Origin of the sequence: Paenarthrobacter aurescens (genome assembly GCF_041549525.1) — a bacterium.
Taxonomy (GTDB): Bacteria; Actinomycetota; Actinomycetes; order Actinomycetales; family Micrococcaceae; genus Arthrobacter; species Arthrobacter aurescens.
The window spans coordinates 2,288,865-2,311,221 of sequence record NZ_CP157456.1 but is presented as its reverse complement, the minus strand read 5'-3'; the positions used below and the strand labels follow the sequence as shown (position 1 = coordinate 2,311,221).

The following is a 22,357-nucleotide window of genomic DNA, read 5'->3' as shown; positions in this document are numbered from 1 at the left end:
TAGTAGCAAGAGGCAGCGGTTGGCCGATGCTCTCCCTGATGGAGGCCAGTAACACTGACACACCGCAGTAATTTGGAAGGACACAAGTGGCTAACAACACTCGTGCTCGCCGTACCGCACGCCTTTCGCGTGCACTCGGCATTGCTCTGACCCCCAAGGCCGCCAAGTACATGGAGCGCCGTCCGTACGGCCCCGGCGAGCATGGCCGTGCCCGCAAGAAGCAGGACTCCGACTACGCTGTACGTCTGCGCGAAAAGCAGCGTCTGCGCGCTCAGTACGGCATCCGCGAAGCACAGATGACCCGTGCCTTCGAAGAAGCACGCCGCACCAAGGGCCTCACCGGTGAAAACCTGGTTGAGCTCCTCGAAATGCGTCTGGACGCCCTGGTGCTCCGTGCAGGCTTTGCCCGCACCATTGCACAGGCACGCCAGTTGGTTGTGCACCGCCACATCATGGTTGACGGCATCCGCGTGGACCGCCCGTCCTTCCGCGTTGGTGAAGGCCAGCTCATCCACGTTCACAGCCGCTCCGAGGTTATGCCCCCGTTCCAGGTGGCAGCCGCTGGTGCACACGTTCTGAACAACGTGCCGCCGTACCTGGACGTCAAGATTGACGCCCTGCAGGCCCGCCTGGTTCGTCGCCCGAAGCGCTCCGAGGTCCCCGTGATCTGCGAAGAGCAGCTCGTCGTCGAATTCTACGCACGCTAAATTTCAGCAGCGCATACAAAGAAGCCCGTGGCACACGCCGCGGGCTTCTTTGTATGTAAGGTACCGGGCCAATATAGGTAAGGTACTTGGGGAGGCCTAGCCCAATGCCGGGGAACCGGCTGGGTTGAGGCAGCGTAACGATCCTAGGAGAAGAGTTATATGTCTGGTGGCGACATCGCCGGCCTCATCGCAGCAGGAGTCTTTGCACTCCTGGTCTTGCTTTTGGCCGTGCCCATTTTGAAGCTGGGTGGCGTTTTTGACGAAGTACGGACCTCCATCCGTTCCATCAGCGACGGCGCCACGCCCTTGATGGATGAAGTGACTGCAACAGTCACCACCACCAACCAGCAGCTGAAGAAGGTTGATGGCATTGCCTCCAACGTCTCCGACGCCTCGGCCAACATCTCCGCGTTGTCCTCGCTCGTTGCCGCCACGGTGGGCTCGCCGCTGATCAAGGTGGCCGCGTTCAGCTATGGCGTCCGTTCGGCGTTTGCCGGACGCCGCACGCCTTCTTCCGGCCGCCGCAGCCGCTGACCCAACCAGCGGCTGGCCCCACCAGCCGTTGAACTACAGGGAGACCTCATGAAAAGAATTGTGTGGATGGGCATCGGCGTCGCCATCGGCGTCATTGCGTTCCGTAAAATCACCGAAGCCCAAGCAAACCTCGGACCGGAAGGGCTGAATCGGGCCGTGGGCCGGATGGCTGATGGCTTGTTCGACTTTGCCGACGCCGTGCGTACCGGAACGCACCAACGCGAAGAGGAATTGCGGGCAGCGTTGGGCATAGAGGACGCCGTAGCCGCACGGCGCTAGCGAAGCGGTTCGCCCCCGCGCCCTCAACAGGGCAGAATGGAAAGCTGCGGAACGGCACCAGCCGGTACCGCGCACATCGTGTGCAGTGAATTGAGAAGGGTAAGTAATCAGCTAATGAAGTCGCAGGAGATCACCAAGCGCTGGGTGGACTTTTTTGTCAACAAGGGCCACACCGCCGTTCCCTCCGCGTCGCTCGTTTCCAGCGACCCGTCACTTCTCTTCACTGTGGCCGGAATGGTGCCGTTCATTCCCTACCTGACCGCGCGCGAAGAGCCTCCCTACAGCCGGGCCACGAGCGTCCAGAAGTGCATCCGCACCGGCGATATTGAAGAAGTAGGCAAGACTGCCCGCCACGGCACGTTCTTTCAGATGTGCGGCAACTTTTCCTTTGGAGACTACTTCAAGGAAGACGCCATCAAGTTTGCTTTCGAGCTGCTCACCACCAGTGTGGACGACGGCGGCTACGGACTCCCGGCCGAGCGCCTCTGGGTGACGGTTTACGAGGAAGACGACGAAGCCAAAGAGCTGTGGCTCAAGAACACCGGTATTCCCGCTGAACGAATCCAGCGGATGGGCAAGGCTGACAACTACTGGTCCACCGGCCAGCCCGGTCCGGCGGGTCCCTGCTCCGAGATCTACTACGATCGCGGCCCTGCGTACGGCATTGAAGGCGGCCCGCTGGCCGACGAAACGCGTTACATCGAAATCTGGAACCTTGTGTTCATGCAGTACCAGATCGAGAACGTCCGGTCCAAGGTGGACTTTGACATCGTGGGTGAGCTGCCGCAGAAGAACATCGACACCGGCCTGGGTATGGAACGTCTTGCGATGATCCTCCAGGGCGTTGAGAACATGTATGAGACCGATCAGGTCCGTCCTGTGATCGATAAGGCCGCTGAACTGTCCGGACGCGAGTACACCTCGGCTGAATCCCCGGACGATCCTCACCACACGGACGATGTCCGCATGCGTGTTGTGGGTGACCACATCCGCTCGGCTTTGATGCTGATTGCCGATGGCGTTGCTCCGTCCAATGAAGGCCGCGGCTATGTGCTGCGCCGGCTCATCCGACGCGCTGTTCGCGCCATGCGCCTGCTGGGCGTCGAAAAGGCCTGCCTGCCTGAGCTGCTTCCTGCCTCCCGGGACGCCATGAAGGGCGTTTACCCGGTAGTGGAAACCGATTTTGCCCGCATCAGCCGTATCGCCTACGCCGAAGAAAAAGCGTTCCTGCGCACTATCGCCTCCGGTACGGCCCGCTTGGAAGACGCAGTGGCTGAGTCCAAGGCTGCCGGTGTTCCCCTTTCGGGTGCGGACGCTTTTGCCCTGCATGACACGTACGGCTTCCCGATCGACCTCACCCTGGAAATGGCGGAAGAAGCCGGCCTGAAGGTAGATGAGGCAGGCTTCCGCGCCCTCATGCTGGAGCAGCGGCAGCGTGCCCAGGCCGATGCCAAGGGCAAGAAGGGCGGCCATGCGGACCTCAGCGCCTACCAGGAGCTCCTGGGCAAGGGCGAGACAATCTTCACCGGTTATGACGAGCTTGAGGGCGAAGCGAAGGTCCGCGGCATTGTCAGCGCCGGCCGGGCCGTAGCCCATGCTTCCACCGGCGAAGAGATTGAGTTGGTCCTCAACGAAACGCCGTTCTATGCAGAAGCCGGCGGCCAGTCAGCTGACACCGGCCTCATCACCGGCGACGGCTTCGTCGTGGAGGTCCTGGACGTCCAGCGGCCCATCAAGGGCCTCAGCGTCCACAAGGCGATTGTCCGTGAAGGTGAGATTGCCTCCGACGCCCTGGTGCGCGCCGCCGTCGACCGCGAACGTCGCCATGCCGCGGAGCAGGCCCACACCGGCACGCACATTGTGCACGCCGCCCTGCACCAGATCCTGGGCCCGGAAGCTACCCAGCGCGGTTCCTACAACAAGGCCGGCTACCTCCGCTTTGACTTCGCCTGGGGCGAGGGCTTGAGCACAGCCACGCGCTCTGAAATCGAAGAGGTCTCCAACATCGCCATCCGGAACAACTTCCGCGTGGATACCAAGGTGATGGGGCTCGCTGAGGCCAAAGCGCTGGGCGCCATGGCTCTCTTCGGGGAGAACTACGGCAGCGAAGTGCGCGTGGTAGAGATCGACGGCGCATGGTCCCGTGAACTCTGTGGTGGCACACACGTAGCCAACACCTCCCTGATCGGCAGCCTCTCCTTGTTGGGCGAGCAGTCTGTTGGCTCGGGGAACCGCCGCGTTGAGGCCTTTGTAGGCTTGGATGCGTTCCGTCACCTGGCAGCTGAACGGGCCCTTGTCTCGGAGCTTACGGATCTTTTGAAGGTTCCTTCCGGACAACTTGCCGACCGCATCTCCAGCACCCTGAACAAGCTCAAGGCCACGGAGAAGGAGCTTGACCGGCTCCGTAAAGAGCAGCTCGCTGCAGCGGCTGCCAGCCTGGTGGGTACTGCCAGGGATGCTTCCGGTGTTCGGGTAGTTGCCCACGACGCCGGTCAGGTGGGCGGCGCTGATGACTTGCGCAACCTTGCCCTTGATCTCCGCAACCGCTTGGGATCGGAGGCATCCACCGTGGCTGTTGCCGGCGTCAGCAATGACCGTCCCGTCATCCTCATTGCCACCAACGAGGCCGCCCGCGAAGCAGGCGTGAAGTCTGGAGTCCTGGTGCGTCTGGCCGCAGGAATCCTAGGCGGGGGCGGTGGCGGCAAGGACGACGTCGCCCAGGGCGGCGGCACCGACGCTGGGAAGGTCTCTGAGGCCCTCACAGCGGTGGTGGATGCGATAGCCAAGCGCTGACAGTGAATTCAGGTATTGACAGTGGCGTCTACCCCCGCGGCATCAAGCTGGGGGTAGACGTCGGTACCGTTCGGGTGGGTCTGGCCATCTGCGATCCGGACGGGATCCTGGCTACGCCGTTCAAGACGGTGTTGCGGGACAACAAGAAAAACGCCGATGTCCGGGTGGTGGCCAAGCATGTTGCAGAACTTGCGGCAGTGCAGATATTTGTTGGTCTTCCCCGCACCATGAAAGGTGAGGAACGGGCATCGGCGCAAATGGCCATGGACTATGCGGACCTTCTGACCAGCGAGCTTCAACGGGCCGGTTTGGACGTCCCCGTAAACCTCATCGATGAGCGGCTTTCGACCGTTACGGCACACCGCAACCTGCACCAAGCTGGCATGAGCAGCAAGAACCACCGTAAAGTGGTTGATCAGGTTGCCGCTGCTGAAATACTGCAGCACGCAATCGACATGCAGAAAGCCAGAGGAACGGACGTTGGCCGCCGAGTGCAAACACCGGTGCAGTCCGAAAAACCCAGCAGTGCCCCAACGCTGCGGGCTGACTCCGGCAGTGAAACCGATTCTTCTAAGAGGGGACTGCAATTGTGAGCCCGGTCAACAACGACCCCTCAAGCGGTACCGCCGGCGGCGGTATGTCGCTCACCCGTAAAGAGCTGCGGGCGCGTGAACGATTCCTCGCCACGCAGAACCACAACGTGGTTCCCGTTCCCGAAGCCACCCCGGGGGAGGCCGCTCCTTCATCGGACAGTGAGCCGGAATTGCCCCGCCCTGTCCCGGCGGTTCAACCTGCTGCCGCAGCTCCCAAACCCGCCCCACCCGTTACGCCTCCAGCACCCGCGGCACCCCCTGCACCGGTAGAACCGCCCAAGACAGCGGAACCCACAACGCCGGCGGAACCCGCAACACCGGTGGAAGCCGCAACACCGGTCGAAGCCCCGGCACCGGTTGAACACCCTGCCGTTGACCACCCGGCACCGATTGAGCACGCCGAGGTTGAGCACGGAAATACTCCCGATGACCAACTGCACCACGCTGATGTCCACCATGCTGATCTGCACCACGCTGATCTACACCACGGTGACGTCGAGCACGAACTGGCTGTGGCAGGGCATCCGGAGGCGCACGCGGAAGTCCACGAGTACGTAGAGCACGACTCCCACCACCCGCTGGACGCCCATGACGAACACCACCATGACGAACACCATGAGGCTCTGCACGGCGACCTGCACCCGCACGACGCCCTTCTTACCCCGGCAAGCAGTCCGGCGTCGAAGGCTGCCGCAAAGAGGGCGCGTCGCCGTCGTCGTGTCCTGGCTCTTCTGATTACGCTGGGCGTTTTCGTTGCTGCCATCGCCATTGGTGCGCAGTTTCTGAAGCCCTTGCTGGGCATGGACAAGGTTACTGACTACCCGGGTCCGGGTAGCGGATCGGTGACCATCACGGTGCCGGAGGGCTCCGGTCCCAAGGCGGTAGCCAACGAGCTCGTTGCCAACCGTGTGGTGGCCGATTCCGATACTTTCGTCAAGGAGTTCCTCAGCGAAGGTGGCGAGTTGTCGCCCGGCTCCTTCACTTTCCGCACCGAGATGAAGAATGCCGATGCTGTGGCAGTCCTTGTGAACAAGGACGCATCCAGGGTGATGTACTTTGCTCTGAGCGCAGGGTTGCGTATCAACGAATCGCTGGAGGCCATCTCCAAGGGTTCGGGTATTCCCATGCAGGAGCTGAGCGCCCTGAACCAGGCGCCAGGTCAGTTCGGGGTTCCGGCCAAGGCCAAGAACCTTGAAGGCTTCCTGGCACCGGGTGAGTACCGGTTTGAGCTCGGGACATCGGCCAAGGACATCATCCAGAAGCTGGTGACCACCACACTGGACGAGCTCAAGGCCCAGGGAGTTACCGATCCTGCAAAGCAGTACGACACCGTCACCATCGCCAGCATTGTTCAGGCCGAGGGCGGGCAGGCGGACTACGGCAATGTGGCTGGAGCAATCTACAACCGGCTCAAGCCCAACAACGTTGAGACCAGTGGACTCATCCAGTCCGACGCCACGGTGACGTATGGCCTGGGCAAGAAGTCCTTCCACCTCACTGAGGAAGAAAAGGCAGATAAGTCCAACGCCTACAACACCTACGCCAACGTTGGCCTGCCGGTGGGTCCCATTGGTTCCCCGGGTAAGACGGCCATTGATGCTGCAGCCAAACCCACTCAGAACGACTACCTCTACTGGGTGACCATCAACCTCGATACCAAGGAGACCAAATTCTCCAAGACGTTGGCTGAGCACAACACCTACGTTGAGCAGTACAACGCCTGGTGCCAAGCCAACGCGGGACGGTGTGTGTGAGTCGTCGTGCCGCAGTCCTTGGGCACCCGATTTCACATTCGAAATCACCGGCACTGCACTCCGCTGCATACGCCAAGTTGGGTGTGGACATCCACTACACAGCGATCGATGTCACGGTGGAGCGGCTTCCCGCTTTCATGGACTCGCTGCGGGGTCAGGATGCCTGGTGCGGCCTTTCGGTGACCATGCCGTTGAAGTCGGCCATGGTTAAGGAAGTCGATGACGTACGTGGGGCAGGTGCCCACCTTGGCGTGATCAACACGGTGGTGTTCGAGCACGACGGCGGGCAGGTTCGTCGGGTGGGCTACAACACCGATGTGGCCGGCATTGTGGAGGCAGTTAAGTACGCGGGTGTGGTTGCTGCACCCCACGCGGCGATACTCGGTGGAGGCGGTACCTCAGCTGCGGCCGTCGCGGCCGCCAAAGAACTCGGCGCAAGCCATGTGGACGTTTTCGTTCGGGACGCCGGCCGTGCCGGTGATGCGCAAGCCGCTGCGGCCGCCGTCGGAATAACTCTCGCCATCCGCCCTCTGGCCGATGCAGCAGCCGCTGTGGCCGGGACCGACTTGGTCATTTCCACGTTCCCACCCCGTGCCGCTGATTCTTTGGCGGAGGAACTTGCAGCTCTGCCCGGTACCGGGGCTGGTGTCCTGTTGGATGTCGCCTACGATCCTTGGCCGAGCCGTCTGGCGGAGGTCTGGCATGGGCATGGGGGAGCGGTAGTCCCGGGCCTGGAGATGCTGATGTACCAGGCGGCCGAGCAGATCAGGCGCTTTAGCGGCTGTGATGTCGACGCCGCCGTCATAGATGTGATGTGCGACTCAGTCGGGCTTCCCCGGCGAGTGTTCTAGAAGCCCTACATGGCAGGATTGGTTATATGTTGCGTTGGTTGACTGCCGGTGAATCCCATGGTCCGGCCCTGATCGGAATTGTTGAAGGCGTGCCCGCCGGTGTTGAACTCACCAGCGGGCAGATTCGTGACGCGCTGGCGCGTCGCCGCCTGGGCTATGGGCGCGGTGCCCGCATGAAGTTTGAGCAGGACGAAGTAACCATCATGGGTGGTGTCCGGCACGGCCTTACCCAAGGCGGACCGGTGGCCATCCAGGTTGGAAATACCGAGTGGCCCAAGTGGGAGCAGATTATGTCTGCTGACCCCGTGGACCCCGCAGTCCTCGCCGATCAGGCCCGCAATGCTCCGCTGACCCGTCCCCGCCCGGGCCACGCCGACTTCACAGGCATGCAGAAATACGGTTTCGACGAAGCCCGCCCGGTCCTCGAGCGGGCCAGTGCCCGTGAAACTGCCACACGTGTGGCACTCGGCACCGTTGCAGCCCAGTTCTTGAAGCAACTGGGCATTGAGTTGGTAAGCCACACCGTCTCCATAGCAAGCGTGACAGTCCCGGAGGGGCGGCCCGTGCCGCTGCCCAAGGACGTCCTGGCCCTCGACGCCGATCCTTTGCGTTGCTTCGACCGACAGACCTCGGACGCCATGGTGGCTGAGGTGGACGCTGCGCACAAGGAAGGGGAAACCCTGGGCGGTGTAGTGGAGGTCCTGGCCTATGGGTTGCCGCCTGGTTTGGGCAGCTACGTCCACTGGGACCGTCGCCTCGACTCCCGCTTGGCCGCTGCACTGATGGGCATTCAGGCCATCAAGGGCGTAGAGGTGGGCGATGGCTTCCTCACGGCGGCTCGCCGTGGATCTGCTGCCCATGACGAAATCCTCAAGGACGAAGACGGCAGGATCGTCCGCCAAACCAACCGGGCCGGTGGCATTGAAGGCGGCATGAGCATTGGTCAAGTGCTTCGTGTTCGTGCAGCCATGAAGCCCATCGCCACCGTCCCGCGTGCTTTGCGCACCATTGATGTCAGCACCGGTGAGCCCGCCAAGGCCCACCACCAGCGCTCAGACGTTTGTGCTGTTCCGGCAGCCGGCGTCGTGGCCGAAGCCATGGTTGCCTTGGTTCTTGCCGAAGCAGTGGCCGAGAAATTCGGCGGGGACTCCGTTGCCGAAACACAGCGCAACCTGGAGAGCTACCTGGAAAGCATCCCGGCGACTTTGGACTCGGTTGGCCGGTAGTGGTCCGCGCTATCCCCGATGGCCGGCCTGTTGTTCTGGTTGGCCCCATGGCCGTGGGAAAATCGGCGATAGGCCAGCAGCTGGCGCACCAGCTGCATCTGCCGTTTATTGACACCGACGCAGTGGTTGTTGCTGCCCATGGCAGCATTGCCGATATTTTTGCCGGCAGGGGCGAACACGCCTTCCGTGAAATTGAGGCCCGTGCCGTGGCGAAAGCCATTGAGTCGGCGAAGAGGGAACCAGCGATTATTTCCCTTGGTGGAGGCGCGGTGCTGGACTCCGGAACGCAGCAATTGCTGGGGGAGTGCACAGTGGTTTACCTGGAGTGCGATGCTGAGACCGTTGCGGAGAGAATTGCGCGTAACACCGGGCGGCCCTTGCTGCAGGGCGACGCCATGACCCGCTGGGAGGCGTTGTTCGCCACCCGGCGTCCGGTCTATGAGCGGCTCGCGGACATTGTCATGGACGTCCGATCCGGATCCGTGGCGGAAATCGGCCTCCATTTGGAGGAGCGGCTGCTCCAGCATGCAGCCTTGAAAGAGGAAGTTGAAAAGTGAGCAACGAAGCAACTGTCATCAAGGTGACCGGCCAGTCCGTGAATGAAAACTACGACGTCGTGGTGGGTCGGGGCCTGTTGGGCACGCTGCCGGCAAAGCTTGGCGAACGTGTCCGGCGCGTACTGGTGATCCACCCGCGGGCACTGCGCCTGACCGGCGATACCGTACGGGACGAGCTCGAAGCAGCTGGCTTCACGGCACTCACGGCGGAAATCCCGGATGCAGAGGAAGGCAAGCACATCCAGGTGGCAGCCTTCTGCTGGCAGGTACTGGGCCAAAACGACTTCACCCGCTCCGATGCCATTGTGGCAGTTGGCGGCGGGGCAGTGACGGACCTCGCCGGCTTTGTGGCAGCTACCTGGCTTCGTGGGGTGAAAGTTATTCACATGCCCACGTCCCTGCTGGGCATGGTTGATGCCTCTGTTGGCGGAAAGACCGGCATCAATACCGCCGAAGGCAAGAACCTGGTGGGCTCATTTCACCCGCCGGCTGCCGTCCTGGCTGACCTCGACACTCTGCAGACCCTGCCGAAGAACGAGCTCATTTCCGGAATGGCGGAGGTCATAAAATGCGGCTTCATCGCTGACCCGGCAATCCTGGACCTGGTGGAAAAGAACACCGATGCCGTGATGGACCCCGGATCCGATGTTGTCCGTGAGCTCATCGAACGCGCCATCTCGGTGAAGGCTGACGTGGTTTCCCAGGACCTCAAGGAATCAGGCCTCCGCGAGATCCTGAACTACGGGCACACCTTGGGCCATGCCATTGAGCTTGTGGAACGCTACTCCTGGCGCCATGGGGCTGCCGTATCAGTAGGGATGATGTTTGCTGCCGAATTGTCCCGCAGTGTGGGGCGCCTGTCCGATGCTGATGCGGACCGGCACCGGAGCATTCTGGAGAGCCTGGGATTGCCCACCACTTACCGCAAGGACCGCTGGCAGGGCCTTCTGGATGGGATGCGCCGGGACAAGAAATCCCGTGGCGACCTCCTCCGGTTTGTTGTCCTTGACGGTGTGGCCAAGCCGGGCATCCTCGAAGTCCCGGACACCTCGCTGCTCTTTGCCGCCTACCAGGAGATCGCATCATGACCGTCACTGTCCGTGAAGGCGTCAGCGATTGGCCCACCGCCGGATTCCCGGGCGTCAGGATGAACCCGGACACCTTGCTTCCTGTGGTTGTCAACGAAGAAGTCATGGAGTCCGCACTTGCAGCCTCTGAAGACCCTGCGGACCGGATCATGGCTCTTTTGCTGGACAACCAGCCCAAAGAAGCGGCGGAACTCCTGGCCGAGGCCCGTTACAAAGACCCGGAGTCGTTCCGGTTGAGGATTTTTGAAGCCGAAGTCCATAGGGCTACCAACCGGCTGGACCGTGCTGTCCAGTTGTTCAAGCACCTGCTCCAGGATGTTCAGGGCAGCCCCAAGGAAGCGATTGTTCACCAGTACCTGGGCCGGGCCTACTTTGTCAGCGGAAACGCTTTGGCGGCATCGGAGGAATTCGCCAGGGCCTTGGACCTTCGCGTGGCCATGGCCGCCGATGCTGCGCTGATCTACTCCTCCGCTGTTGCCCTCCAAAGGGCGCGGAATGTCCTGGAACTGGCTTCCTGAAGCCCGGCGGCGGGCCCGCCGCAAGCCTTCTGCTCAATTGACGGTAGAATGGTTCTTGGATTTTTGATAAATACGCGCTGGCGGACCGATCGGTACGCCTGCTTGGCATAGATAGCTGGCAGCCAGAACCAGTGCGATAACCAGAGGATACGAGTGGCAACCACAAACGACATCAAGAACGGGACCGTACTGAAGCTCGAGGGCCAGCTCTGGAACATCATCGAGTTCCAGCACGTCAAGCCCGGCAAGGGCGGGGCCTTTGTCCGCACGAAGATGCGCAACGTCATGTCCGGCAAGGTGGTCGATAAAACCTTCAACGCCGGTTTGAAGATCGAAACTGCTACGGTTGACCGCCGCGATTACCAGTACCTTTACCAGGACGGCGAAGATTTCGTCTTCATGGACACCCAGGACTACGACCAAATCACTGTCTCCGGCGCAACTGTGGGCGATGCCACCAACTTCATGCTCGAAAACCAGATGGTCAACATTGCCATCCACGAGGGCACGCCGCTGTACATCGAACTGCCCCCGAGCGTCGTTCTCGAAATCACCTACACGGAGCCGGGCCTTCAGGGTGACCGCTCCTCGGCAGGCACCAAGCCGGCAACAGTGGAGACCGGTTACGAGATCCAGGTTCCGCTGTTCGTTGAGCAGGGCACCAAGGTTAAAGTTGACACTCGCGATGGCAGCTACCTGGGCCGGGTCAACGACTAGTGAGCGCCCGCGGTAAAGCCCGTAGCAGGGCACTTGAAGTACTTTTCGAGGCGGAGCAACGTTCCGTTTCGGCTTTCGACGCGATGACAGCGCGCCGGGAGAAGACCGATCTTGTTATCAATCCCTACACGGTGGAAATCGTCGAGGGTGTTGTGTCCATGCAGGCAACCATCGATGAGTTCCTGCAAACGTACGCCCAGGGCTGGACGCTGGAGCGGATGCCCTCTGTTGACCGCATCATCCTCCGCATCGGTGCCTGGGAACTTCTCTATAACGACGAAGTTCCGGACGGCGTTGCCGTCAGCGAAGCTGTGGCTCTCGCCAAGACCATGTCTACGGACGAGTCGCCCGCGTTCATCAATGGGCTTCTTGGCCGGCTCCAGAAGCTGAAGCCCTCGCTCCTGGCATAAGGAGTTGTTGGCCGCTGAAGAACCCGCATCCACTGGATGCGGGTTCTTTTGCGTTTACTGGAGGACCGCTGCCCTGAGCGTTGGGATTTTCCTGAGGAGCTCAAGCTCGTCATGCTGATGGACGTGGACGTCGCGGCCGCTAAGAATCCGCTGCCGGGTAAATGCCAGTGCCGTGGCTCCCTTGATAAAGGATTTCATTGCGCGACCGCGTCCGCGCGATGATGCCCAGCGGATAGCCTGCCGGCGTCCTCGCGAGGTAGCCAGCATCTCCACTTCGGCCGGAGTGAACCACCCTGCCCGGGCATATTCCAGGAGCCGCTGCCGGGTGAGTTTGCCTTCAGCGACCCGTAGAAGGATGATTCCCACCGCGGCCACGAGGAAGATCGGGACCTGAACCACGAAGTATTCCACCAGGAAGTTCTGGCCCATGCTGTTCCACCGGTTATGCAGGAACATGGCAGGCAGCAATCCGATGAAGAATGCCAATACCGCGTACCCCGAGTGCCACTTACGGGCGGCAAAACCCATGATCAAGCCCGTTGTCCCCGTGAATACTGCGTGCGCGAACGGAGACATGACACCGCGGAGAATGAATATCCGTACTAAGTCAGTACCGGGGTCGTTGGATGAGGCTATTTCCCGTCCAAAGTAGAGGATGTTCTCCGTGAAGGCGAAGCCCGCGGCAATGGTGAAGGCAAACACCACGCCGTCAACAGGACCGTCAAAGTACTTGCGTGCTGCCAGTATCAGGACCAGCAGCCCCAGCGATTTGGTGAATTCCTCCACGATGGGGGCTTGGACTGTCGCCATGAAGTACGTAAAGGCTTCTTCACTGGAGGTGGGCGCGGCAAGGGCGAAGAGCGGCTGGATGAGGAGTGTTCCTGCGATGGAAACCGCAGCGCCCCATGTGAACGCGAACCACAGCAGCCTCTTTGGTTCTGGTTCCCACCGGTCGATCAGACGCACCGTCAGGAGAACCACGGTAAGAGGAATCAGGGAGGCAATGAAGCCGATCACAAATCCGGTGACGCCGGTGTTGCCCAACAGAAACGGAACCACCAGGAACAGGCTGCCGAGAACCAGTACAACTGCACCGATGAGCAACGGAAGCGTCCCCCAGGACGGGCGTGCTTGCGGCGCTGGTGGGATGGCCCACGTTTGACGGGGGAGCGACGTCGGATTACCGGGGGCCGGTTGATAATTCCCGGGCTGGACGCGGCCGATCCACGTGGGGTTCGCGCCAGGTTCCAGATAAGGCCGGGGATAGGGCTGACCGCCGGGTTGGCCGTGGTGGTTCATGGTCATGGGCAAGAGCCTATTCCACAGCACGGACTGTGAGCTTAAACTCACTGGTCACAGCCGCCTCGGGTGAGGTGGAAAAGGGGCGCTGTGGTAGCTTGGAAAAGCAAATATTCCTTTTTTAATTCCGTCCCGTGAGGCGGGGAAAGGGGAGACGAGCGATGACTGAAGTCACTTCAGCGCACGTGCCGTCGCGGGTTGTCCTCAATCAGGCGGACATTGATCGTGCGCTCACTCGTATCGCCCACGAGATCCTCGAAGCCAACAAAGGCTCCCAGGACCTGGTCCTGTTGGGCATTCCCAGCCGCGGTTATCCACTGGCCGTGCGGCTTGCCAACAAAATCGCAGCAGCGGACCCTACAGTCAACGCCGGGACAATTGTTGGCCAACTGGACGTCACCATGTTCCGTGACGATCTTTCCCACCAGCCCACCCGGCCCCCACGCCACACCCGGCTGCCCTTGTCCGGCATCGATAACAAAGTTGTTGTCCTGATTGACGACGTCCTGTACTCAGGCCGAACCATTCGTGCGGCTTTGGATGCTCTCGTTGACCTTGGCCGGCCGCGGATTGTCCGCCTGGCTGTCCTGGTGGACCGGGGACACCGGGAACTTCCCATCCGGGCGGATCACGTGGGCAAGAACCTTCCCACGTCCTCCTCTGAAAAGGTTCGTGTTCACCTCGAAGAGATCGACCTCGTTGATGGTGTTCCCGTCAACGAGGTAGTTATCGAGGCCGGCAAATGAAGCACCTCCTTTCCACAGAGAACCTCAGTCTTTTTGATGCCATCCGCGTACTGGATACGGCCGAGGAAATGTCCGCCGTGGGTGAACGCGAAGTAAAGAAACTGCCGGCCCTTCGTGGCCGGACGGTGGTGAACCTCTTCTTTGAGGACTCCACCCGTACCCGCATCAGCTTCGAGGCCGCAGCAAAGCGACTGTCAGCCGATGTCATCAACTTCGCCGCCAAGGGATCCTCCGTATCCAAGGGGGAGTCGCTCAAGGACACAGCGCAGACACTCGCTGCGATGGGTGCGGACGCAGTCGTGATCCGGCACTGGGCATCGGGTGCGCCACATCGCCTTGCAGCCACTGACTGGATCGACGCAGCCGTCATCAATGCTGGCGACGGCACCCATGAGCACCCAACGCAGGCATTGCTGGACGCCTTCACCATGCGTCGGCACTGGTCACAGGTCAACGGCATCGAGTCCACGGGGGCGGACCTCAAAGGCATGCGCGTAGCGATTGCCGGTGATGTCCTGCACTCCCGCGTTGCCCGTTCCAATGTTTGGTTGCTCAAGACCCTTGGCGCCGAAGTCACGCTCGTGGCGCCACCCACCCTGCTGCCCATCGGCGTCGAGCACTGGCCTTGCAAGGTCAGCTACAACCTGGATGAGACCCTGGAAGCCGGAATCGACGCCATGATGATGCTCCGTGTCCAGGGTGAGCGCATGAACGCCTCGTTTTTCCCCTCAACCCGCGAGTACTCCCGCCGATGGGGTTTCGATGACGCACGGCTCCGCGCGCTCGATAACCTGGGCATGAAGGACACCATCATCATGCACCCCGGCCCCATGAACCGTGGCCTGGAGATTTCTTCGGCAGCGGCCGATTCGCCGCGCTCAACAGTGCTCGCACAGGTGCGAAACGGTGTTTCGGTCCGCATGGCCGCCCTATACCTGCTGCTTTCCGGGGACTCCCGTGAAGCCGCCCCGAACGTTAGCCAGTCCAGCAAGGAGACCAACTGATGGCCGAGAACACCTACCTGATTCGTGGGGCCGCCATCCTCGGCGGCGAAGCTGAAGACCTCTTGATCCGCGACGGCGTCATTGAAGCACGCGGCAAGGACCTGTCCGCGGAGGACGCAACTGTCATTGATGCCCAGGGCCTCGTCGCCCTGCCGGGCATGGTGGACGTTCATACGCACTTGCGCGAACCCGGCCGCGAAGACGCCGAAACCGTGGAGACCGGCACGCGTGCTGCTGCGCTGGGCGGTTTCACCGCTGTCCACGCCATGGCCAACAGCAACCCCGTGGCAGATACGGCCGGGGTAGTGGAACAGGTTCACAGCCTGGGCCGCGCTTCCGGTTGGGTGGATGTCCGCCCGGTTGGCGCAGTCACCGTGGGCTTGGCAGGAGAGCAGTTGGCAGAGCTGGGCGCCATGGCGGACTCCCGCGCCCAAGTGCGGATGTTCTCCGATGACGGCATCTGCGTTCACGATCCCGTCCTGATGCGCCGTGCCCTGGAATACGTCAAAGCGTTCGACGGCGTGGTGGCCCAGCACGCGCAGGAGCCCCGCCTGACTGCCGGTGCACAGATGAATGAAGGCGCAGTGTCCGCCGTGCTGGGGCTTACCGGTTGGCCGGCTGTTGCCGAGGAAAGCATCATTGCCCGCGATGTCCTGCTGGCCCAGCATGTAGGTTCCCGCCTCCACGTATGCCACGTCTCCACTGCAGGATCCGTGGAAATTGTGCGCTGGGCCAAGGCGCGCGGCATCAACGTTACCGCCGAGGTCACACCGCACCACCTGCTGCTGACCGATGAACTGGTTCGCAGCTACGATCCCGTGTACAAGGTCAACCCGCCGCTGCGCACCGATGCTGACGTTCAGGCGCTCCGTGAAGGCCTGGCCGATGGCACCATCGACGTCGTGGGAACCGACCACGCCCCGCATCCCAGCGAGCATAAGGAATGTGAATGGGCGCAGGCGGCAATGGGCATGACCGGTCTTGAAACCGCCTTGTCCGTGGTGCAGGAGACCATGATCGAAACCGGCCTTATGACCTGGGCGGACTTCGCCAGGGTTACCTCGTTCACGCCTGCAGTGATCGGACGCGTCGCTGATCAGGGCCGTCCCTTGGAAGTAGGCGAACCTGCCAACGTCATCCTGGTGGACCCGGCTGCGCGTTGGACCGTTGACCCGCATAAAATGGCAACCATGGGCCGCAATTCACCGTTCAAGGGCAAGGAGCTGCCCGGATCCGTGGTGGCGACCTTCTTCAAAGGCCATCCCACGGTCCTCGACGGTCAGCTCAACACGCCCTACAGGTACCCGGCAGTCAGCAGCAACTAATGGACAACCAAACACTGACCGTGCTCATCACGGTGCCGTTGATCGTCGTCGTCCTGGCGATGATCTGGCTGGGATGGCGGAACCGGCTGAGGCGACAAGCCGACGTCGAACGTCTCCCCGAGGTTCCGGAGCAGCTGACCCCGGCCACTGTGGTGGCGGACGGCCAGTACGTGGCCACCACCACGGCCGGCGACTGGCTTGACCGGATAGCGGTTCACGGCCTCGGTATCCGGACCAACGCGGAACTGAGTATCCACGCCGAAGGCGTACTGTTCGACCGGTCCGGCGCGGCTCCGGTATTCATCCCCCGCTCCGCAGTGGTTGACAGCCGCGAAACCAATGGAATGGCCGGAAAATTCGTTGAAAAGGACGGACTTCTGGTCATCAACTGGAAGCTGGGCTCCCGTGAACTAGACACCGGATTCCGCTCCCGGCATGCAAGCGACAAGCCGCTCCTCCTCGATGCCCTCCAAGAATTGATCTCCGCAGCCCCTCAGGCAGATGCCGATAGTGGAAAGTAATAAAGTGACGGATAGTAAAGCAGCCACCACCCCCGCCCCCTCAGCAGCAGTACTGGTGCTCGAAGACGGCCGCATGTTCCGCGGCCGCAGCTACGGAGCCCAGGGAACCGCTCTTGGAGAGGCAGTCTTCGCCACCGGCATGACCGGCTACCAGGAGACCATTACCGATCCCTCCTACGCCCGCCAACTGGTGGTCCAGACGGCCCCCCACATTGGAAACACCGGCGTCAACAGCGAAGACGCTGAATCCCGCCGCATCTGGGTGGCCGGGTACATTGTGCGCGACGCCGCCCGCCGGCCCTCCAACTGGCGCTCCGAGCGCAGCCTTGATGACGAACTGGTGGAGCAGGGAATTGTTGGCATCCAGGGTGTGGACACCCGTGCCATCACCCGCCACCTCCGCGAGCACAAGACCATGCGTGCGGGCATTTTCTCCGGCGAAGCCGCACAGGCTACCGACAAGGAACTGCTGGACGCTGTCCTGGCCAGTGCTCCCATGGAAGGCGCGGCCCTGGCTGAGGAAGTCTCCATTGATGAGGCTTACGTCGTCGAACCCAAGGACCACGGCTGGGAGGGTGAGCCGCGCTTCTCCATCGCAGCCGTTGACCTCGGCATCAAGGCAATGACACCGGTGCGCTTTGCAGAGCGTGGAGTCCGTGTGCATGTCCTTCCTGCCACCTCCACCCTGGAGGACGTCAACGCAGTCAAGCCGGACGGCTTCTTCATGTCCAACGGACCTGGCGACCCCGCCACGGCAGACCACCAGGTCTCCTTGCTGCGCTCGGTTCTGGATGAGAAACTCCCGTACTTCGGCATCTGCTTTGGCAACCAGATCCTGGGCCGTGCCCTGGGTTTCGGCACCTACAAGCTCCGCTACGGACACCGCGGAATCAACCAGCCCGTCATGGATCGCCGCACCGGCAAGGTGGAAATCACCTCCCAGAACCACGGCTTTGCCGTTGACGCTCCACTGAACGGTTCCACTGTTGCGCCGGAAGAACGCTTCGGACGTGTGGAGGTCAGCCACGTTTCGTTGAACGACGACGTCGTTGAAGGGCTCGCCTGCCTCGACATCCCCGCGTTCTCGGTCCAGTACCACCCTGAAGCCGCGGCCGGACCCCACGATGCCGCTTACCTGTTCGACCGCTTCATCGACCTCATGGCCGACACCAAGGCCAAGGCCACAGACGCCGTCCCCGCAAAGAACACCGACTCCAAGACTGAGGACAAGAAGTAATGCCCAAGCGTACAGATCTCAAGAGCGTCCTTGTCATCGGTTCCGGCCCCATCGTCATTGGCCAGGCGGCCGAGTTCGACTACTCCGGTACCCAGGCGCTTCGCGTCCTCAAGGAGGAGGGCCTGCGGGTCATTCTCGTCAACTCCAACCCGGCCACCATCATGACGGACCCCGAGTTCGCTGATGCCACGTACGTGGAGCCCATCACCCCGGAGGTGGTGGAGAAGATTATTGCCAAGGAGCGTCCGGACGCCATCCTGCCCACCCTGGGTGGCCAGACTGCCTTGAACACCGCCATCGCGCTGGACAAGAACGGTGTGCTGGAGAAGTACAACGTGGAACTTATTGGTGCGAACATTGCCGCCATTGAGCTCGGCGAAGACCGCGAGAAGTTCAAGGGCGTGGTGGAGCGTTGCGGCGCAGAGTCCGCCCGCAGCCACATCATCCACACCATGGACGAGGCCTTCGCAGCTGCCGAAGACCTCGGCTACCCCATGGTGGTCCGTCCGTCCTTCACCATGGGCGGCTTGGGCTCGGGCCTGGCGTATAACGAGGACGATCTCCGCCGGATCGTAGGCCAGGGCCTCCAGTACAGCCCCACCACCGAGGTTCTGCTTGAAGAGAGCATCCTCGGCTGGAAGGAATACGAGCTTGAAATGATGCGGGACAAGAACGACAACGTCGTTGTTGTCTGCTCCATCGAGAACTTCGACCCCGTGGGCGTCCACACCGGTGACTCCATCACTGTTGCTCCGGCACTGACCCTCACTGACCGTGAGTACCAGAAGCTGCGCGACGTCTCCATCGCCGTCATCCGTGAGGTTGGTGTGGACACCGGTGGCTGCAACATCCAGTTCGCCATTGACCCCGCCACTGGCCGTGTTGTGGTCATCGAGATGAACCCGCGCGTTTCGCGTTCGTCCGCGCTGGCATCGAAGGCAACCGGCTTCGCCATCGCCAAGATCGCCACCAAGCTGTCCCTTGGGTACACGTTGGATGAAATCCCGAACGACATCACGCAGAAGACGCCGGCTTCCTTCGAGCCGACACTCGACTACGTTGTGGTCAAGGTTCCCCGCTTCGCGTTCGAGAAGTTCCCGGCAGCTGACAACACGCTGACCACCACCATGAAGTCCGTGGGTGAAGCCATGGCCATGGGCCGTAACTTCACTGAAGCCCTGCAGAAGGCCCTGCGCTCCCTGGAACAGAAGGGCTCGCAGCTGGACTTCAGCTCCGTGCCGGAGTACGAGGTTGCCGAGCTGATCGAGAAAGCCAAGCGCCCCACCACGGACCGTCTGCACCAAGTGCAGCGCGCGTTGCTGGGCGGTGCCACGGTGGAAGAGGTCTTCGAAGCAACCAAGATCGATCCCTGGTTCCTTGACCAGCTGCAGCTGCTCAACGAGACCGCACAGGAGATCCGCAAGGCCGGGGTCCTCACAGAGGAGATGCTCCGCAACGCCAAGCGTCATGGCTTCTCCGACGAACAAATCGGTTCTTTGACCCACAACAACGAAGCCGTAGTACGCGGTGTCCGCCAGGCCCTGGGCATTCGTCCGGTGTACAAGACGGTGGACACCTGCGCGGCTGAGTTTGCCGCCTACACGCCGTACCACTACTCCTCATATGACGAGGAAGATGAAGTAGGCCTGCACGCCAAGCCCTCCGTCATCATCCTTGGCTCCGGCCCCAACCGCATCGGCCAGGGCATCGAGTTCGACTACTCCTGCGTCCACGCCTCCATGGCGCTGCGCAAGGCCGGGTATGAGACCGTCATGGTCAACTGCAACCCGGAGACAGTCTCCACTGACTACGACGTCTCCACGCGCCTCTACTTTGAACCGCTGACGCTTGAGGACGTCCTGGAGGTCATCGCCGCGGAAGAGCGCACCGGTGGGGTCATGGGCGTGTTCGTGCAGCTCGGTGGCCAGACCCCGCTGAAGCTGGCACAGCAGTTGGCCGACGCCGGCGTTCCCATCCTGGGCACCTCGCCTGAAGCGATCGACCTCGCCGAGCACCGCGGCGCGTTTGCCCGCGTTCTGGATGAGGCCGGACTGACGTCCCCGAAGAATGGCACCGCCGTATCCTTCGAGGACGCCAAGAAGATCGCCGACGAAATCGGCTACCCGGTGCTGGTTCGTCCGTCCTACGTCCTGGGCGGCCGCGGCATGGAGATCGTCTATGACGAAGCCAACCTTTCCCGTTACATCGCCAACGCCACGGAAATCACCACGGACCACCCGGTGCTGATCGACCGCTTCCTTGAGGACGCTGTGGAGATTGACGTTGACGCTCTCTTCGACGGCACGGACATGTACCTCGGCGGGATCATGGAGCACATTGAAGAAGCCGGTATCCACTCCGGTGACTCTGCTTGTGTGCTTCCCCCCATCACCCTGGGTAACAACGTTATTGAGCGGGTGCGCACGGCAACCCGTGCCATTGCCGAAGGCGTGGGCGTCCGGGGCCTGATCAACATCCAATTCGCCCTGGCCTCCGACGTCCTGTACGTCCTTGAGGCCAACCCACGCGCTTCGCGTACGGTTCCGTTTGTCTCCAAGGCGACCGGTGTGCAGATGGCCAAGGCGGCAGCGCTGATCGGCACGGGGGTCACCATTAACCAGCTCCGCGGTGCTTACAAGATGCTGCCGGAAACCGGTGATGGTTCCACCTTGCCGCTGGACGCCCCGGTTGCTGTCAAGGAAGCAGTCCTCCCGTTCAGCCGTTTCCGCACTCCCGAAGGCAAGGTTGTGGACTCCTTGCTCGGCCCGGAAATGCGTTCCACCGGTGAAGTCATGGGCATTGACAAGCACTTCGATACGGCATTCGCCAAGAGCCAGGCAGCGGCCAACAACGCTCTGCCCACCGAAGGCAAGATCTTTGTCTCGGTCGCCAACCGTGACAAGCGTTCGGTGATCATGGGCGTCAAGCGCCTCTCGGACCTGGGCTTCGAGATCGTCTCCACCGGAGGTACGGCTGACGTGCTGCGTCGCAACGGCATCCAGGCGACTCCGGTTCGCAAGGTGGCCGAGGGCAGCAGCGCCGAGGGCGAAGGCACCATCGCTGACCTGGTCATTGCCGGCGAGATCGACATGGTCTTCAACACCCCTTCCGGCGGAGAAGCCCGCAGCGACGGATACGAACTCCGTGCAGCGGCAACGTCCATCGGCATTCCCTGCATCACTACGGTTGCTGAGTTCAACGCCGCAGTGCAGGCTATTGAGGCGCTGCGCACCTACGAATGGTCCGTGACCAGCCTGCAGGAGCACGCCGCCAATCTCTCGGCAGCAATGGAAGCAGCCAATGCCTGAGTCTGTTTCACAGCATCAAGAGCAGCAGCCGGCCCGGGAGTCCTTTGGCTCCCGGCTGGCTGCGGCCATGGTCGCCCAGGGTCCGCTCTGCGTCGGCATAGACCCGCACCCGCAGCTTTTGGCTGAGTGGGGATTGAACGACGACGTCGCTGGCCTGGAGCGCTTCTCGCTGACAGTGGTGGATGCCGTGGCTTCCCTCGCTGCCGCGGTGAAGCCGCAGGTGGCACTTTATGAACGTCACGGCTCGGCCGGGTTGGCCGTCTTGGAGCGCACCCTTGCCGCATGCGCGGACTCGGGCGTGCTCAGCATCGCAGATGCAAAGCGCGGGGATATCGGTTCCACCATGGCCGCCTACGCCGATGCCTGGTTGCGGGATGGTTCGTCCCTGGCTGCGGACTCGGTGACGTTGAGCCCTTACCTGGGATTTGAATCGTTGCGCCCGGCGTTGGATCTTGCCGCCGAGCACGGCAGGGGAGTGTTTGTGCTTGCGCTGACATCGAACCCTGAAGGGAAGTCCGTCCAGCACGTTGGGGGCAGCGATTCGGTAGCGCGCAGGATCGTGGCAGCGGCAGCAGCCGAAAACAGGCGCTACCAGGGCACCCTGGGTTCTGTGGGTTTGGTTGTTGGTGCCACCATTGGCTCCGCGTTGAAGGACCTGGACATCGATCTCGGACCTGTCCGTGGGGCAATCCTGGCTCCGGGCCTTGGCGCCCAGGGCGCCACTCCTTCCGATCTCCGTGCAACCTTTGGCGATGCTTATCCCTCGGTGCTTGCAACCTCCAGCCGCGGCATTTTGGCGGCGGGGCCATCCGTTGAGGCACTTCGGGCCGCAACCGGGGAGACTTTGCGTGGGCTTCGTTCCGCGTAAGTTGCCAAGCCTCATTGCGCAA

The 22,357-nt window shown here is 61.9% G+C and carries 21 protein-coding genes; 20 read left to right on the top strand and 1 reads right to left on the bottom strand.

Annotated elements, in window-relative coordinates; translation table 11 throughout:
- Window positions 1–86 precede the first annotated feature (86 nt).
- From rpsD to nusB, 13 genes are all read left to right on the top strand, one after another.
- Window positions 87–707 (top strand): 30S ribosomal protein S4, encoded by a 621-nt coding sequence (gene rpsD / locus ABI796_RS10670; RefSeq protein ID WP_026540819.1) that lies wholly within the window; start codon window positions 87–89, stop codon window positions 705–707.
- A 159-nt stretch (window positions 708–866) separates the two neighbouring features.
- A complete protein-coding gene (locus ABI796_RS10665; RefSeq protein WP_017197541.1) occupies window positions 867–1,241 on the top strand; it encodes a DUF948 domain-containing protein in 375 nt (124 codons plus the stop codon).
- Between the two features lie 48 nt (window positions 1,242–1,289).
- Window positions 1,290–1,520, top strand: a complete 231-nt coding sequence (locus ABI796_RS10660; protein WP_141283590.1) for a hypothetical protein — start codon at window positions 1,290–1,292, stop codon at window positions 1,518–1,520.
- Between the two features lie 114 nt (window positions 1,521–1,634).
- Window positions 1,635–4,313, top strand: coding sequence for an alanine--tRNA ligase (gene alaS / locus ABI796_RS10655; RefSeq protein ID WP_141283589.1), 2,679 nt, complete (start codon window positions 1,635–1,637; stop codon window positions 4,311–4,313).
- Window positions 4,314–4,315: 2 nt separating this feature from the next.
- Window positions 4,316–4,906 (top strand): Holliday junction resolvase RuvX, encoded by a 591-nt coding sequence (gene ruvX, locus ABI796_RS10650; RefSeq protein WP_141283588.1) that lies wholly within the window; start codon window positions 4,316–4,318, stop codon window positions 4,904–4,906.
- The gene (gene mltG, locus ABI796_RS10645; RefSeq protein ID WP_141283587.1) at window positions 4,903–6,660 is read left to right on the top strand and encodes an endolytic transglycosylase MltG; all 1,758 of its coding nucleotides are present in this window, start codon (window positions 4,903–4,905) and stop codon (window positions 6,658–6,660) included. The genes ruvX and mltG overlap by 4 nt, the downstream gene beginning before the upstream one ends.
- Entirely contained in the window at window positions 6,657–7,511 is an 855-nt protein-coding gene (locus ABI796_RS10640; RefSeq protein WP_141283586.1) for a shikimate dehydrogenase, read from the top strand. Before mltG ends, ABI796_RS10640 begins: the two co-directional genes overlap by 4 nt.
- Window positions 7,512–7,537: 26 nt before the next feature.
- Window positions 7,538–8,737 (top strand): chorismate synthase, encoded by a 1,200-nt coding sequence (gene aroC, locus ABI796_RS10635; RefSeq protein ID WP_141283585.1) that lies wholly within the window; start codon window positions 7,538–7,540, stop codon window positions 8,735–8,737.
- On the top strand, window positions 8,737–9,294 hold the full coding sequence (locus ABI796_RS10630) for a shikimate kinase (protein WP_141283584.1): 558 nt from the start codon (window positions 8,737–8,739) through the stop codon (window positions 9,292–9,294). Before aroC ends, ABI796_RS10630 begins: the two co-directional genes overlap by 1 nt.
- Window positions 9,291–10,382 carry a 3-dehydroquinate synthase gene (gene aroB, locus ABI796_RS10625; RefSeq protein WP_141283583.1) on the top strand — a complete coding sequence of 364 codons (1,092 nt, stop codon included), beginning with the start codon at window positions 9,291–9,293 and terminating at the stop codon, window positions 10,380–10,382. The genes ABI796_RS10630 and aroB overlap by 4 nt, the downstream gene beginning before the upstream one ends.
- The gene (locus tag ABI796_RS10620) at window positions 10,379–10,900 is read left to right on the top strand and encodes a tetratricopeptide repeat protein (RefSeq protein ID WP_141283582.1); all 522 of its coding nucleotides are present in this window, start codon (window positions 10,379–10,381) and stop codon (window positions 10,898–10,900) included. The genes aroB and ABI796_RS10620 overlap by 4 nt, the downstream gene beginning before the upstream one ends.
- Before the next feature lie 153 nt (window positions 10,901–11,053).
- Window positions 11,054–11,617 carry an elongation factor P gene (efp, locus tag ABI796_RS10615; RefSeq protein ID WP_011774957.1) on the top strand — a complete coding sequence of 188 codons (564 nt, stop codon included), beginning with the start codon at window positions 11,054–11,056 and terminating at the stop codon, window positions 11,615–11,617.
- Entirely contained in the window at window positions 11,617–12,027 is a 411-nt protein-coding gene (nusB, locus tag ABI796_RS10610; RefSeq protein WP_011774956.1) for a transcription antitermination factor NusB, read from the top strand. Before efp ends, nusB begins: the two co-directional genes overlap by 1 nt.
- A 54-nt stretch (window positions 12,028–12,081) precedes the next feature.
- Here nusB and ABI796_RS10605 read toward each other — a convergent pair whose 3' ends face one another.
- The gene (locus ABI796_RS10605) at window positions 12,082–13,332 is read right to left on the bottom strand and encodes a PrsW family intramembrane metalloprotease (protein WP_373091207.1); all 1,251 of its coding nucleotides are present in this window, start codon (window positions 13,330–13,332) and stop codon (window positions 12,082–12,084) included.
- 155 nt (window positions 13,333–13,487) lie between these two features.
- Between ABI796_RS10605 and pyrR the strand changes: the two genes are divergently transcribed.
- The 7 genes from pyrR to pyrF are packed head-to-tail and all read left to right on the top strand — an operon-like array spanning window position 13,488 to window position 22,335.
- Window positions 13,488–14,072 (top strand): bifunctional pyr operon transcriptional regulator/uracil phosphoribosyltransferase PyrR, encoded by a 585-nt coding sequence (gene pyrR / locus ABI796_RS10600; protein WP_141283580.1) that lies wholly within the window; start codon window positions 13,488–13,490, stop codon window positions 14,070–14,072.
- Window positions 14,069–15,076: an aspartate carbamoyltransferase catalytic subunit gene (locus ABI796_RS10595; protein ID WP_141283579.1), complete on the top strand. Its 1,008-nt coding sequence runs from the start codon at window positions 14,069–14,071 to the stop codon at window positions 15,074–15,076. The genes pyrR and ABI796_RS10595 overlap by 4 nt, the downstream gene beginning before the upstream one ends.
- Window positions 15,076–16,401, top strand: a complete 1,326-nt coding sequence (locus tag ABI796_RS10590; protein WP_141283578.1) for a dihydroorotase — start codon at window positions 15,076–15,078, stop codon at window positions 16,399–16,401. Before ABI796_RS10595 ends, ABI796_RS10590 begins: the two co-directional genes overlap by 1 nt.
- Window positions 16,401–16,922, top strand: coding sequence for a hypothetical protein (locus ABI796_RS10585; protein WP_141283577.1), 522 nt, complete (start codon window positions 16,401–16,403; stop codon window positions 16,920–16,922). The genes ABI796_RS10590 and ABI796_RS10585 overlap by 1 nt, the downstream gene beginning before the upstream one ends.
- Complete coding sequence (gene carA / locus ABI796_RS10580; RefSeq protein WP_141283576.1) at window positions 16,903–18,159, top strand: glutamine-hydrolyzing carbamoyl-phosphate synthase small subunit; 1,257 nt, start codon at window positions 16,903–16,905, stop codon at window positions 18,157–18,159. The genes ABI796_RS10585 and carA overlap by 20 nt, the downstream gene beginning before the upstream one ends.
- Complete coding sequence (gene carB, locus ABI796_RS10575) at window positions 18,159–21,467, top strand: carbamoyl-phosphate synthase large subunit (protein ID WP_141283575.1); 3,309 nt, start codon at window positions 18,159–18,161, stop codon at window positions 21,465–21,467. Before carA ends, carB begins: the two co-directional genes overlap by 1 nt.
- Entirely contained in the window at window positions 21,460–22,335 is an 876-nt protein-coding gene (pyrF, locus tag ABI796_RS10570) for an orotidine-5'-phosphate decarboxylase (RefSeq protein WP_141283574.1), read from the top strand. Before carB ends, pyrF begins: the two co-directional genes overlap by 8 nt.
- Window positions 22,336–22,357 lie beyond the last annotated feature (22 nt).

Coding starts and splice junctions, on each gene's coding strand:
- ABI796_RS10665 (WP_017197541.1), top strand. CDS start 867: ATGTCTGGTGGCGACATCGCCGGCCTCATCGCAGCAGGAGTCTTTGCA.
- ABI796_RS10660 (WP_141283590.1), top strand. CDS start 1,290: ATGAAAAGAATTGTGTGGATGGGCATCGGCGTCGCCATCGGCGTCATT.
- alaS (WP_141283589.1), top strand. CDS start 1,635: ATGAAGTCGCAGGAGATCACCAAGCGCTGGGTGGACTTTTTTGTCAAC.
- aroC (WP_141283585.1), top strand. CDS start 7,538: ATGTTGCGTTGGTTGACTGCCGGTGAATCCCATGGTCCGGCCCTGATC.
- ABI796_RS10620 (WP_141283582.1), top strand. CDS start 10,379: ATGACCGTCACTGTCCGTGAAGGCGTCAGCGATTGGCCCACCGCCGGA.
- ABI796_RS10605 (WP_373091207.1), bottom strand. CDS start 13,332: ATGACCATGAACCACCACGGCCAACCCGGCGGTCAGCCCTATCCCCGG.
- pyrR (WP_141283580.1), top strand. CDS start 13,488: ATGACTGAAGTCACTTCAGCGCACGTGCCGTCGCGGGTTGTCCTCAAT.
- ABI796_RS10595 (WP_141283579.1), top strand. CDS start 14,069: ATGAAGCACCTCCTTTCCACAGAGAACCTCAGTCTTTTTGATGCCATC.
- ABI796_RS10590 (WP_141283578.1), top strand. CDS start 15,076: ATGGCCGAGAACACCTACCTGATTCGTGGGGCCGCCATCCTCGGCGGC.
- ABI796_RS10585 (WP_141283577.1), top strand. CDS start 16,401: ATGGACAACCAAACACTGACCGTGCTCATCACGGTGCCGTTGATCGTC.
- carA (WP_141283576.1), top strand. CDS start 16,903: ATGCCGATAGTGGAAAGTAATAAAGTGACGGATAGTAAAGCAGCCACC.
- carB (WP_141283575.1), top strand. CDS start 18,159: ATGCCCAAGCGTACAGATCTCAAGAGCGTCCTTGTCATCGGTTCCGGC.
- pyrF (WP_141283574.1), top strand. CDS start 21,460: ATGCCTGAGTCTGTTTCACAGCATCAAGAGCAGCAGCCGGCCCGGGAG.